Source organism: Terriglobia bacterium (genome assembly GCA_020073185.1).
Taxonomy (GTDB): Bacteria; Acidobacteriota; Terriglobia; order Terriglobales; family Acidobacteriaceae; genus JAIQGF01.
In genome coordinates, this window is record JAIQFT010000007.1 from 1 (window position 1) to 13,072 (window position 13,072).

10 protein-coding genes and 1 pseudogene are annotated in these 13,072 nt (G+C 61.2%); 6 read left to right on the forward strand and 5 right to left on the reverse strand.

Going from position 1 to position 13,072, the window contains the following annotated elements; all coding sequences use genetic code 11:
• Positions 1-111: 111 nt before the first annotated feature.
• Positions 112-1,095, reverse strand: coding sequence for a hypothetical protein (locus tag LAN64_03080; GenBank protein ID MBZ5566816.1), 984 nt, complete (start codon positions 1,093-1,095; stop codon positions 112-114).
• Positions 1,096-2,052: 957 nt separating this feature from the next.
• Here LAN64_03080 and LAN64_03085 point away from each other — a divergent pair.
• Positions 2,053-2,517: a hypothetical protein gene (locus tag LAN64_03085; GenBank protein ID MBZ5566817.1), complete on the forward strand. Its 465-nt coding sequence runs from the start codon at positions 2,053-2,055 to the stop codon at positions 2,515-2,517.
• Between the two features lie 221 nt (positions 2,518-2,738).
• Positions 2,739-3,269 (forward strand): class I SAM-dependent methyltransferase, encoded by a 531-nt coding sequence (locus LAN64_03090; protein MBZ5566818.1) that lies wholly within the window; start codon positions 2,739-2,741, stop codon positions 3,267-3,269.
• A gap of 99 nt (positions 3,270-3,368) precedes the next feature.
• Here LAN64_03090 and LAN64_03095 read toward each other — a convergent pair whose 3' ends face one another.
• The 4 genes from LAN64_03095 to LAN64_03110 all read right to left on the reverse strand — a co-directional run bounded on the left by LAN64_03095 (position 3,369) and on the right by LAN64_03110 (position 7,008).
• Positions 3,369-4,310, reverse strand: coding sequence for a bifunctional riboflavin kinase/FAD synthetase (locus LAN64_03095; protein MBZ5566819.1), 942 nt, complete (start codon positions 4,308-4,310; stop codon positions 3,369-3,371).
• 113 nt (positions 4,311-4,423) lie between these two features.
• Entirely contained in the window at positions 4,424-5,194 is a 771-nt protein-coding gene (locus LAN64_03100; GenBank protein MBZ5566820.1) for an MBL fold metallo-hydrolase, read from the reverse strand.
• Complete coding sequence (locus LAN64_03105) at positions 5,191-5,811, reverse strand: DUF1844 domain-containing protein (GenBank protein ID MBZ5566821.1); 621 nt, start codon at positions 5,809-5,811, stop codon at positions 5,191-5,193. The genes LAN64_03100 and LAN64_03105 overlap by 4 nt, the downstream gene beginning before the upstream one ends.
• A gap of 93 nt (positions 5,812-5,904) precedes the next feature.
• A complete protein-coding gene (locus LAN64_03110; GenBank protein ID MBZ5566822.1) occupies positions 5,905-7,008 on the reverse strand; it encodes a folate-binding protein in 1,104 nt (367 codons plus the stop codon).
• A gap of 162 nt (positions 7,009-7,170) precedes the next feature.
• Here LAN64_03110 and LAN64_03115 point away from each other — a divergent pair, with 162 nt between their 5' ends.
• The 4 genes and pseudogenes from LAN64_03115 (at position 7,171) to LAN64_03130 (ending at position 13,037) form a co-directional block, all read left to right on the forward strand.
• Positions 7,171-8,217, forward strand: coding sequence for a 3-isopropylmalate dehydrogenase (locus tag LAN64_03115; GenBank protein ID MBZ5566823.1), 1,047 nt, complete (start codon positions 7,171-7,173; stop codon positions 8,215-8,217).
• A gap of 373 nt (positions 8,218-8,590) precedes the next feature.
• Positions 8,591-9,967, forward strand: coding sequence for a hypothetical protein (locus tag LAN64_03120; protein MBZ5566824.1), 1,377 nt, complete (start codon positions 8,591-8,593; stop codon positions 9,965-9,967).
• Between the two features lie 1,287 nt (positions 9,968-11,254).
• Positions 11,255-12,113, forward strand: a pseudogene (gene mtnP / locus LAN64_03125) (S-methyl-5'-thioadenosine phosphorylase).
• Entirely contained in the window at positions 12,114-13,037 is a 924-nt protein-coding gene (locus LAN64_03130) for a sugar kinase (GenBank protein MBZ5566825.1), read from the forward strand.
• Positions 13,038-13,072: the final 35 nt, after the last annotated feature.

Below are 13,072 nucleotides of genomic sequence, written 5' to 3' on the forward strand. Positions count from 1 at the left end.
CTCCCGCGCCGGGAAGATCGGAATCGGCCGTGCAGAAGTGGAATCTCGATGTCCCGCGCGAAAAACTTGGCGAACTCACGCAACCGAGTACGCCGCTGCCCGTGCCGAAATTCAGCTACTTACACCACGGGCTGCTAGACGCTCCTTACCTCGCCCATACTCCGCGATCTTCTCGCCGGTTAACGTGTCGTTAATTACGAAGACGGTCGTTGTCGATGAGGAAGCTGAGTCCATGTTGAGACCATACTCAACCGCAATGGTGCCATGCGAGACTTTCGCTGAAATCAGATTACCGTGCTCGGGTGCACGAAGCAAAACCCTTCGAGCATTCCCGCTCGGATCTATTACGTAGAGGAGGCCTGTCGGGCTATGCCGCAAGAGATACACGTTGCCGTCGTCTCCACTCTGGAGCTGTGCTGTCGCAAGTGCTCCTAGAAAGCCGCGGGCAGCTTCATATAGCTTCTTATCGGCCAGGTGTTGATTCGCGAGGAAACGCGTATCACCCTCCAGCGCCACGCGCTTGAGAAACCGTCCTCGCGAATCAAAAACGGCTGCAAACGGCACAAGGTCCTGCCGATCGAATCCTGAGATCAGAACATCACCTGTATGGAACGCAGCGATCTGTCGAGCGCGGGCGTTCTCCAAACCTTCAAAAGTCAGCTTCCATGCAGACTTGTACTGGCCGTCTTTGTCAAATATCGCCACGTAGGTCTCAACAGGCGAGGTCTTCTTTTCTTGCCGTTCGAGCAACAACGCGGCTCCACTTCCATAGGGTGCAAAGTCAACCATGGATGCACCCGGGACATCTGTGGCGGACGACACCACGAACTCAGATGTATTCCTGCCGCTCACGCCGATGGCCGTTACGGATCGGGCCGGCGAACGCCGAATGAATCTGACGAACATGGTAGTACCATCGGGACTGCACTTGATTGGCTGCGCAATGGCAAAGCCTGAGCTGGACTGCAGCTTCTCAATAACGCGCCGGTCTGTAATAGTGAGACTCTGGCGCGTATCTACGCCGTCGATTCCTAAACCCAGGATGCCCAAGAGGAGCATTCCCGAGAATACGGCTTTTGTCGCCTTGCTCACCATCCCGCCGCTGCCTTCCTGAATGCAGTTAATGAATTAGGGCAATCGGCGACCGAGCCTTTTCTCTTTTGCGCTCTCGCGCGTTTACCAGTGCTCTTGCCATCGTTATTCTTGACAATCTCGCACCAGCCACGTCGTCCGTGGTGTCGTATTGAATCTCCCCGCAGCAATACCATACAACTGGCGTGTGGACGCGACATGCATCTTGCATGCCGTTCTGCGGAAAAATCCTCATCGTTCGTGTGCAGCCCGAAGCAGTCTGACAACTTGCCAGTGTCGGGTTCACATTCATGCATCGTCCGTCTTCGCAGATCTGCGCGACGGCGAATGTGGAGAGAAGAATCCACAAAGTCACAAGAATTAATCTCTGCATTTACTTCTTCCTCCCACGAAGGGCTTTTGTGTCGCGGAAAAATAGCATCGACGGCAAGAAAAGATCCACTTCGACTTCGCTTGTTCCGGTTTCAGGACAGACTTTAGGGATCTGTCATTTATGCAACACTTTGCAACTTCGCAAGACCGGGTACGAGGAGGAAAGTTGATCCGAAACTGGAACAAGCTGCGTGTTACTGGCGATAAATCGCCTCTCACCAGTAACCCGCTGCGAAGCCGGCCACTGCACGCCCTTACCAGGCAGCGCCTAGCTAGCCCTTCGAGCCAAATGAAAATAGCGCCGCGCGTGGTGCACGTCGTGCGCGATCTGTTTTTACAAGGGGTGTCGGTTATCGGTTGCCGGTGCTCGGTTCTCATGCTCGGGCCGTTCGTGCGAGGTCACGGAAAAACACTGGGAATTGGTGAACTGGTTGTGGGATACACGTAGCGGGGGCCGCGGGCGTTCAACAGGTAAGCGGAGAGCATAGTTCGCTTCCTATTTTGATTGCCAAAACCCAAGCAGCGCCTGTACGATACGTCACCACTCCGGGCCGTGAATCTCAAACATTTCCATGAAAGAGAACGTCAATGAAAGCCAGAACAATACTGTTCGCCTTGGTCTTTTGCCTGGCCGGGGCCGTCGCATGTTTTGCCGCCGATTCGAACTTGGGTGCCTGGAAGTTGAACGAAGCGAAGTCAAAGATTCCCGCTGGGGCGAGCAAGAATACCAGCGTTGTCTATACCGCGGCGGGCGACAACTACAAGTGCGTCGTTGACGGCGTAGATGGCGCCGGAAAGCCCACCCACAACGAATGGACCGGCAAGTTTGATGGCAAGGATTATCCCATCGTCGGCGACCCGATCAGCGATACCCGCGCCATCCAGGCAGTCGATGGCCATCATTACAAACTGACGAATAAGAAGGGCGGGAAGCCGACCGTCACCGGCACGATCGTTGTCTCTCCCGACGGCAAAACTCGCACTCTCACTACGAATGTAACGGATGCCGGCGGCAAGAAGGTTACCGCCACATTTGCGTACGACAAGAAATAATCTTCCACTGCCATTCACCGAGACTATGCCTTTCCGTTCCGGGCGGGACGGTAAGGCATGGTTCAGCTTGCTTGCGCTCCGAGAAAGTCAGGACGAAGCAACGTCCCGCAATCTTCAATCGCGAGGGATCGGGCATTTAGGGAAAGGATTCACCACTGGCCACCGACTACGCGCAGCTCACCGAGAACCTTCTCCGCTTCTACGACTTCACCAATAAGGTCGTGCTTTTCGTCGGGGCGGGTGGGAGGCAACTGCTTGCCGCCTCCGCCGGAACCAAGAAGCTGATCGCGATTGATCAGGATGTGGAGGCCCTGCGGGAACTTGCGGCGAACGTTGCCGCAAAGGGCATGCAGGATTCCGTGGAGGTTGTTGGCGGCAAGTTCGAGGATGTGACACTGTCGGGCGATGTGGTGTACTTCGAATTTTGCCTGCACGAGATGGCCGATCCCCAGAAGGCGCTGACCCACGCCAAGAGTCTGGCACGCGACATCGTGGTATTCGACCATTCGCCTGGCTCGGAGTGGATCTTCTACGGTGCGGAAGAGGACAAGGTCTGCCGCAGCGCGCAAGCCATGGAGCGCTTCGGATTGCGGCGCCGCGAAAGGTTTCACACGGAACAGCGGTTCGAGAACTACGCCGAACTCCTCGCCAAGGTAGGTGCGCAAGGGCCTACCGCGATCCGGCGCACGCAGCGCTTTGCAGGCGCCACGATGATCGTCATTCCCATGAGCTACGAACTCAACCAGTTGTAGAAGAGCGAATGCGATTCGCCGTCCAGCGTCTCAAGGGACCGTATTGCTTAGCATAATCGACCCAGGCGGCGCGGGTAAAAGGCGGTTCTAAGCCAGCGCCTAGCCCTTCGCAGCCAAATGAAAATAGCGCCGCGCGTGGTGCACATCATGCGCGATCTGCTCCCGCAGAGCTTCCACGTTGGGAAACTTCTGTTCGTCTCGCAGGCGCCGCAGGAAGCAGAGCTCGACCTCGGTCTGCGCGGTCAGGGAAATGGGGAAGAAGTTGAGCAGGTGGCTCTCGATGGCGAAGGAATCGGGGCCGAAGGTGGGACGCACGCCGACGTTGGTGACCGCATCGAAGGTTTCGCCGTTGACGCGCGTGCGGGTGACGTAAACGCCATTGCGCGGGATGGTTTCGTCGTAGCGGCTGAGATTGAGGGTGGGCACGGTGTATTTGTGGCCGTAGCCGCGGCCGCGCCCGGGTGTAGAGATGATGCTGAACACGCGGCCCAGCAGATGCCGTGCGCGGCTGACATTGCCATCCGAGAGCAGTTCGCGGATGCGCGAGCTGGAAACCACTTCTCCGCGGACCGTGAGTGCGGGATAGATCTTGACCTCGAACCCGAACTCACGTCCGAACTCGACGAGACGATCCACGTTGCCTTGGGCGCGGTGGCCGAAACGGAAGTTGAACCCTTCGTGCACCTCGCGGGCGTGCAGCGCGCGGACGATGACCTGCTCGGTGAATTCCAGCGGCGTCATCAGCGACAGGTCGCGGGTGAAGGGAAGCAGGAGCGCGGCATCGATCCCGGTTTCTTCCAGCAGCCGCAGCTTGATCGGCAAGGGAGTGAGCAGGCGGGGGGCGACGTCGGGACGCAGGATGCGCGTCGGGTGCGGGTCGAAGGTGACGACGATGGACGTTCCGTTGATCTCCCGCGCACGACGCACCAACTCGGTCAGCACGCGGCGGTGGGCCAGGTGCACGCCGTCGAAGTTGCCGATGGAGACGATCGTAGGTCCGTGGTCGGCCGGAACTTCGTCGAGATGGCGGAAAATTTTCATTCAGTCATCGGCCATTAGCGTCGGCAATCGCCAAGAGCGTAGTTGGTGGCCGGTAGTCGGGGGCCGGACTACCGGCTACGGACTACCAGCGCTCACAACTCATCACTCCCAACTCACAACTCAAATTCCAGTTTCAACCCATCATGCGAAAGCCGCACGTTGGCCGGCAGCGTGGCATTGGTCCGCTCATGGTCCAGATCGTGCGAAATATGCGTGAAAAAGGCGCGGCGCGGCTGCAGGCGCTCGATCAAGGCCAGCGAGTTCGCGACCGTGGAATGGGTGGGATGCGGTTTATGGCGCAGCGCGTCGAGAATCAGGATGTCGAGGCCGCTTAGTCGCGCCATGGAGCGCTCCGGAATTTCGCTGAAGTCGGTGACATAGGCGGCCGAGCTGAAACGGAAGCCGCAGATTTCGGCGTCGCCGTGCATGATAGCGATAGGCTCGAAGCAGACACCGTGCAGGTCCAGGGGGCCGTGCAACGGGTTCAGTTCCACCTGCGCGATGCCACCGTACTTGTAATCCCCGGCAAAGATGTAGCTGAACATCTCGCGGATGCGGCCGATGGCGGAGGGCTGCGCGTACAGAGGAATTTTGCCTGCGGTGTGGAAGGTGAGGGGGCGCAGGTCGTCGAGGCCCAGGATATGGTCGGCGTGGGCGTGGGTGTAGAGCACGGCATCCAGGTGGCGGATGCCTTCACGGATGGCCTGCTCGCGAAAGTCGGGGCTGGAATCAATCAGAATGCGGTGGCCGCCGTATTCCACCATGATGGAGGGGCGCGTGCGGCGGTCGCGCGGGTCCGAGGAGTTGCACACGGCGCAGGGACAGCCGATGGTGGGCACGCCCATCGAGGTCCCGCTGCCGAGCACGGTGAGGGTGGCTTTCATTTGATGTTCAGGCCGCCGGCCGGAGGCGGCGTGCCGGGCGCCTGCGGCCCGCGCGCGATCGCGTTGGTGACCTCGACGTAAGCCATGCGCAGCTCGTAGAGGCAGTTCTGCAGCAGGTTGTCTTCGGGCATGGTCAGATTGCCCTTGGTTTTTTCGGCGAGCAGGCCGAGGGTGTCGATAGTCTGGCGCGCGCCGAGCAGGTCCAGCGCCGGCGGGCCGCCCTGCTCGTGCATGAGGCCGAGCTGCACCAGCGCGGTCATGTAGACCGAGGCGATGAAGCGCTCGAAGGTCATTTCGAATTCCTGCGCGCGGCGGCCACCAAGCTCGGACTGGATTTGCGCATCGAGCTGCTTCGACGATTGCTTGAAGGCGTCGTGCTGCGCCTGGCGCTCGGCGGCGCTGGGCGGAGGCGGGACGTTGCGCTGGTCCGGCTGCGGCGGTTCTGCTTTCGTCGCCTCGGGCGCGGCGGCCCCTTCGACTTCGCTCAGGGCAGGCTGGGGCGGCTCGGGAGGACGCTCCTCCTGCTCGCGCGGCGGTTCGGGCGTGGCTTCGCCTTCGGAGGTAAAGCGGCGGCGGTCGGTGACGGTGAACTCAGGTTCTTTTTTGTTATCAGGCATAGCGTTTCACAACTGCAGAATTGCGGAAGTGCGGAACTGCCGAGTTGAAAACCAATTCCGCAATTCCGCAGTTCGGCAATGCGGCAATCTGGATCATGCGGCCAGCTCCCTGTAGGGAAGCAGGTGCACGACGGCGTGCGCGCCGCTGATGCTCAACTCGGCGCCGGGGTTGCGGGCTTCCATGCGCAGGTAGCCGAGGGCGAGAGTGCGGTCGCCGTCGCTGCCGGGGACGGTGAGGGCGCTGGTGATCTCGCCCACGTCCTTGCCCTCCTGCTGAATTTTGGCGCCCGGCGCAGGCGGCGGGCCATCCACCACGAAGCCGGTCAGCATGCGATGCAGCAGCGCGCGCGAGTGAATGCGCTCCACGATTTCCTGGCCGAGGTAGCAGCCCTTCTTGAAATTGAGCGCCTGCTCCTGGCCAGTTTCCTGCGGCAGGTAGCGCTCGCTGATGTCCACTCCGTAGCGCGGGATGCCGGCGGCGAGGCGGAACATCTCCAGCGCTTCCGTGCCAACTGGTCTTGCGCCACTGCGGACGAGCGCATCCCACACATCGGCGGCGCCGGCGGGCGCGAGCCAGATTTCGTAGGTGTGCGAGATGTCGCCGGCCATGCGCGTGAGGGAGAGCCCGAGGTCGTTCCACGCCATGTCCTGGACTTCGAGCGGGTCCGCGTGTTCCCACCCAGTGGCGCCAACACCGGGCGCCACAAGGGTGGGGCAACCGAAGCCGGCGTCGCGCAGCACCTCGGGCGCGCGCGGCCCCTGCACGGCGAGCGCGGTCAGCTTTTCGGTGACGTCGGTCAATTCCACGTCATCCATGATGATGTACTTGTTCATCACCTCAAGTAGCGTGGGCGCCTGCCAGCGCGCGGTGTCCAGGAGCAGGTAGTCACCGCGGCTGTAGAGGTACATGTCGCCGAGGATTCGCCCCTGCGCATTGAGCAGGAAGTTGTAATTGCCATGGCCCGGAGGGAGGTCGCGGATGTTGTTGGTGACCATGCCGTTCATCCAACGCAGGCGATCGGCGCCCGTGGCCACGATTTTGGCGCGCCAGCCCAGGTCGTAGATGCCGCAGCCAGAGCGGAGTTCCACGTACTCGCGGCGAGGATCGCCAAAGGTGGCAGCGGTCTCCGCCCCGAGGTAGTCGCTCAGGCGCGCGCCCGCGGCAACGAGCGGATCGTGGAGAGCAGTCGTGGGCATGGTCGAACGAATGATTATAGTCGAGGGCAAGAAGTCGACGGTCGATGGTCGATGGCCGACGGCTGACGGCCGGTACGGTTGAAGCGCAATGTCATCCCGAGTGAGAGCCGCCCGGCTTCGGCGGCACGAGTCGCGACTGTCGACTGCTGTATCTTGTCCCCGGTGAGCGACCGAAAGAAGATTGCCGTGGTGCCCGGCGACGGGATCGGCAAGGAAGTCATCGCCGAGGCGCTGAAGGTGGTGCGGGCCAGCGGCGCGCCGGCGGATTTCACCGAGTTCGACTGGAGCGCCGATCGCTACCTGCGCGACGGCACCACCATTCCGAACGACGGATTCCAAATGCTGGCGCGCGATTTCGATGCCATCCTGGCCGGCGCACTGGGCGATCCGCGCGTGCCCAGCAACATTCATGCCAAGGAAATCCTGCTCGGCATGCGCTTCAAAATGGACCTGTACGCCAATGTTCGCCCGGTGCGGCTGCTCGATGAATGCCTCTGCCCGCTGAAGAACGTGAAGCCCGAGGACGTGCATTTCACCATCATCCGCGAGAACACCGAAGGCGTGTACATGGACATGGGTGGCGTGTTCAAGCCGGGAACGCCCGACGAGGTCGCAACCCAGGAGGACATCAACACCCGCAAGGGCGTGGAGCGCGTGGTCCGCTATGCGTTCGAATACGCGCGGCGGCACGGGCGCAAGAAGGTGCTGATGTCGGACAAGTCCAACGTGATGACCTACGCCGGCGGGCTCTGGCAGCGCGTGTTCAAGCAAGTAGCCGGCGAGTTTCCCGAGATCGCGGCGCAGCACATGTTCGTGGACGCGCTCTGCCTGGCGATGGTGCGCGAGCCGCGGCAGTTTGACGTGATCGTCACCAACAACATGTTTGGCGACATCCTCACCGACCTGGCGGCCGCGTTGCAGGGCGGGCTGGGGATGGCGGCCAGCGGAAACATTCATCCCGGGCGCACGTCGATGTTCGAGCCGGTGCACGGCTCGGCGCCACCGCTGGCGGGAAAAAACCTGGCCAATCCGCTGGGCGCAATCCAGAGCGCGGCCATGATGCTGGCGCACCTGGGACTGCAAGAGCACGCTGACCGCATCGATGCTGCGGTGCTGGCGGCGGTGCGGGCGAAACAGTTGACGCAGGATGTGGGCGGCAGCATGGGAACGAAACAGGTGGGCGACTGGGTCGCGAAACGGGTGAGCTGATGTTGATGTCATCCCGTCTCTAACGACGGTAACCGGTGTCAAGCGATTTTAGGGAACAAGCGAGCGGCCCAATGCGCGTGGTCCCCGGAACGCGCTGCCTTTGCGTTCTGGCGTGCCTTTCGCCGCGCGGTCGAGGGCAGAGGAAGAGATGTTTAAATCGCCGTGACACCCAGCCCCGAAGGGGCGGTAGAAACTAGTCCGGCACGTCAGTGCCGGGAATCGGGGCCATAACTTTCTCCGAGTCCCGTAGGGGCGGCACGCAAAGGCTGATGAGCTGGCGGTGAGGGTGCTAACAAGAAACCATTTCCGATTGTCGATTGTCGATTGTCGATTGTTGTTGCGCGCGATCGTACTCGTGGTGCTTCTCGCGTCCTTGGCGACGGCACAGTCGCCTCCCCAGGCGCAGGCGCCCAAGCCCGAGGTGGCGCCGTCCGCGCCGACACAGCCGCCGCAAACCCCGGCGCGGGCCACCACCGAGCATCGCATCACGCCCGAGGAAGCCAGGGAACTGCTGGGCGCGGTGGACGAGGTGCTCCGCTTCGACAGCGACGACAGCGGGCTCAAGATCAAGCACGAGGTCAAGCGCCAACTCGCCAGCCGCGACCAGGTGCAGAAGTACATCGAGACCCGGCTGCAAGAGGACGAAGACACGCAGCGGCTGCGGCGCGCCGAGGTCGTGCTGAAGAAACTGGGCCTGCTGCCGCGCGCATTCGATTTGCAGACATTCCTGGTCGAGCTGATGCGCGAGCAGGTCGCCGGCTACTACGACAGCAAGACCAAGACTGTGTACCTGCTGGATTGGCTGCTACCGGCGTCGCAGCTGCCGGTGCTGGCGCACGAGCTGACGCACGCGCTGCAGGACCAGAATTACGGGCTGGAAAAGTGGATGGGGAAGGGGACGTCGGAGAAGACGCCGACGGAGGAAGCGTACGGCGACGAGGAAATCGCGGCGCGGCACGCCATTGTGGAAGGGCAGGCGATGGCGGTCATGATCGATTACCTGCTGGCGCCCACGGGGGGATCGGTGGTTTCGATGCCGCGGGTCACGGAGGCAATCCAACAGGGCATGATGGAGAGCGCCGACTCGCCGGTGTTCAACCGCGCCCCCATGTTCCTCAAGCGCGTTCTGTTGTTCCCTTATCGTTACGGGCTTGATTTCGAGCGCGAATTGTTGACCAAGGGCGGCAAGGAGAAAGCGTTCGCCGGCGTGTTCAAGTTCCCGCCGCAAAACACGCGCCAGGTGATGGAGCCGGCGACCTACCTGGCGGGCGAAAAACTTCCCGATTTGCCGGTGCCCGATGTCGCCAAGCTCCTGGGAAAAGATTGGGAGAAGTACGACGTGGGCTCCATCGGCGAGTTCGACGTCGCGGTGATGGCGGAAATTTATTCCGGCGCCGACGTGGCGAAAAAGATTTATCCGCAATGGCGCGGCGGCTGGTATTACTCCGCCAAGCGCAAGAACGGTGGGGAACTGGCGCTGGTGATGGTGACGAAGTGGGCAGACGCGGCGGCGGCGGACGAGTTTCGCAACCTGTACGCGACAGCGGTTCCGAAGCGTTACACGGTGGAAGCGGGCGCGCCCGGCGGCGGAGTTGAGAGGATCAGTGCAATCCCTAGTGTCGAGTTGACGCGTTGGAAGACCGCCGCCGGCCCGGTGGAACTCGTCGCCGCAGCCGACACGGTGATCGCCATCGAGAGCGTGCCGGCGGAGATGGTGGACAAAGTCCGGCTGGCGGTGCTGGGCAAATGATGAACGCAATATCGCGTTCGATGTTGGATTGGTGACATACGTGTCTCGTAAAGGCTCAGTTTGAAGTCTGCCTATGATCCAGGCACAATCGCGGTAGCGACAATGCGCGACCTGATTGGCGCGGGCGCCCTCGCCCGCGGCTTCCAGTTTCCGTCCGGGCTTGTTGGAAGCGCGGGCCTTTAGGTGTCTACGTGAAAACTGGTCTGGCATGATCGACGGTGGTATGTAACCGCGACATCGCAGCCCCAGCGGGGCGATTGAGAATAGCCCGCCACTTCAGTGGCGGGGCATAGTGGGAAGGATCTCTCAGTGCCGTAGGCACGATTGAAGTTCCCACGCACACACCTTACCGGCTGCTGAAAACTCGATTCTGTGTCAGGGTACGACTTCACAGGCTTCTGACCAACGCACTTGTGTCAGGGTGCGACCTCACAGGTTGCCGAAAAATGCTCTCTACGGCTTGTTTTGAGGGGGCGCGGCTCGGTAGACCACCGGCTTCAGCCGGTGGCGCGAAGCGCCGCGCCGAACAAGTCCTTTATTTTTTTGTCATTCCGAGCGGGCTCGGTAGGTCACGGCTTTGCAGGCTGCTGGCAAACGCGCTTGTGTCAGGGTACGACTTCACAGGCTGCTGAAATATGCCCTTGCCCAAGAACTCTTGTGGCGCGGGCGCCCTCGCCCGCGGCTTCTGTGTCAGGCTCGACTTCTCAGGCCGCTGAAATACGCGTTTGTGTCAGGGTACGACTTCAGTCGTACCGCAAACCGCATCCTTAGTTTTGTCATTCCGAGTCGCGCCGACTGAGCGGAGCGAGGAAGGCGCGGCGAGGAACCTGTTTTTCCACTCTTTCACCAGCCCTTCACCCGGGGCCGAGGCGCGAAGCGCCGAAGCCCGCGAGGAATCTACGGCTCTTCGCTTGACTCGCCGTGCTAAAATGCATTCTGGATGCTGAAGAAACAGCGTCCTCGCTGAGCCGCCGGAGCTGTCGCTTCTGCGGCTCAAGGTGCTTCATTGGCCTTTTATTATCAATATTTTACGTGTAACTCCCTATTCCTCAAAGATCTGGCGGGAATTTCTCCGCAAAATGTTGATTCTAAAAGATCGACCCCGGGGGGAGGGGGGTACCCATTTTCCAGCAACATGCCCTCCACGGCTTGTTTCGGAAGGGCGCGCGAGCCTGTTGTGAAAGGGCACGACTTCAGTCGTGCCGTAATCGTACCGAATGAACATCGGCTTTAGCCGCTGAGGGTCGAAATCGCTGTCAGCAGGACTGCAGCCTCTTAGGAGATTCTTTGGCGGAAGCGGAAATCGGAATCATCGGCGGCAGCGGGCTCTACCAGATGCCCGGCCTGACCGAGGCGTGCGAGCTCAAGCAGGACACACCCTTCGGCGCTCGGCGTGCTGGAAGGCCGCAAGGTCGCATTTCTGTCGCGGCACGCGCGCGGACACCGCGTCATGCCTACGGAGCTGAATTTTCGCGCTAACATTTACGGTTTCAAGCAGCTCGGGGTGGAGCGCATTTTGTCGCTATCGGCGGTCGGGTCGCTGAAAGAAGAGCACAAGCCGCTAGAATTCGTGATCCCCGACCAGTTCTTTGACCGCACGCGCCGCCGTATTTCCACCTTCTTCGGTGATGGCGTCGTGGCGCATGTCGCCTTCGCCGACCCGGTCTGCGATGAGGTTGCCACCGCGATGATGAAGGCGTGCGCCGCGGCGGGCGTTGTCGGCAAACGCGGCGGGACCTACCTGTGTATCGAGGGGCCGCAGTTCTCCACCAAGGCGGAGTCCAACATCTACCGCTCCTGGGGGATGGACGTGATCGGCATGACTAACCTGCAGGAGGCGAAACTGGCGCGCGAAGCTGAGATCTGCTACGCCACGCTGGCCATGATCACCGACTACGACTGCTGGCATCCGGGGCACGAGTCCGTGACTGTGGACCAGGTCGTCACCGTGTTGCTGAAGAATGCGTCCAACGCGTGCAACGTGGTGCGCGAGACGGTGAAGGTGTTGCCCAAGCAACGCAAATGCAAATGCGGTTCGGCGCTGGCGACGGCGATCATGACCGACGCCAAGCTGATACCGCCGGGAGCGCGCGAGCGATTAAAGCTGCTGTTGGACAAATACCTCGGCAATGAGGGTCAATCGTAGATGGCAATCCTGGTTGTAGGCTCGGTAGCGTTCGATACCATTCAAAGTCCTTTCGGCAGGGCGGAAAAAATTCTTGGCGGGTCGGCCACCTATTTTGCACTGGCGGCGAGTTACTTCACTGACGTCCGCATTGTCGCGGTCGTAGGCAAGGACTTCGGGCCGGAATACGAAAGCGTGCTGCGCCTACGCGGCGTCAACCTGGACGGCCTGCAGCGCGCGGCGGGCCAGACGTTCCACTGGGGCGGGGAGTACGGCGAAAACGTCAACGAGGCGAAAACTCACTTCACCCACCTCAATGTCTTCGAAAGATTCGAGCCGAAAGTCCCCCAGCAGTACCTCGACTCCCAGTTCCTCTTCCTCGCCAATATCGATCCCATTCTCCAGGCGCAGGTGCGGCTGCAGTTGCAGGACGTGCGCCTGGTGGCCGGCGACACCATGAATTTTTGGATCGACGGCAAGCGCCTGGAGCTGCTGGCAACGCTCAAGCTCATGGACCTGCTCTTGATCAACGACACGGAGGCCAAAATGCTGGCCGGCGAACCGAACCTGCTGCGCGCCGCCAACAAGGTGATGGCCATGGGACCGAAGGCGCTGGTGATCAAGCACGGCGAGTACGGCGCAACCATTTTCTTCGGTGACCGCAAGTTCGGCATCGGCCACCATCCCTTCCGCGCGCCGGCGCTGCCGCTGGATGAAGTGCGCGACCCTACCGGCGCGGGCGATTCCTTCGCCGGCGGCTTCATGGGCTACATTGCTTCGCAGGAGGAGTTGAACCGCGAGGTGCTGAAGCGCGCCATGTTCTATGGCGGGGTGATGGGATCGTTTGCCGTCGAGCGCTTCGGGCCGGAGCGCCTGCAGAACCTCACCCGCGAGGAAATCGACGCGCGGTTCGAGGTCTTCCGCGAACTGACGCACTTGGATTAGGAGCAAAGAACGACTTCGCCACGGAGGCACGGAGA

Bases quoted from the DNA above. Each gene is read 5' to 3' on its own strand.
- LAN64_03130 (MBZ5566825.1), top strand. From the start codon at position 12,114: ATGGCAATCCTGGTTGTAGGCTCGGTAGCGTTCGATACCATTCAAAGT.
- LAN64_03100 (MBZ5566820.1), bottom strand. From the start codon at position 5,194: ATGAAAGCCACCCTCACCGTGCTCGGCAGCGGGACCTCGATGGGCGTG.
- LAN64_03095 (MBZ5566819.1), bottom strand. From the start codon at position 4,310: ATGAAAATTTTCCGCCATCTCGACGAAGTTCCGGCCGACCACGGACCT.
- LAN64_03110 (MBZ5566822.1), bottom strand. From the start codon at position 7,008: ATGCCCACGACTGCTCTCCACGATCCGCTCGTTGCCGCGGGCGCGCGC.
- LAN64_03080 (MBZ5566816.1), bottom strand. From the start codon at position 1,095: ATGGTGAGCAAGGCGACAAAAGCCGTATTCTCGGGAATGCTCCTCTTG.
- LAN64_03105 (MBZ5566821.1), bottom strand. From the start codon at position 5,811: ATGCCTGATAACAAAAAAGAACCTGAGTTCACCGTCACCGACCGCCGC.
- LAN64_03085 (MBZ5566817.1), top strand. From the start codon at position 2,053: ATGAAAGCCAGAACAATACTGTTCGCCTTGGTCTTTTGCCTGGCCGGG.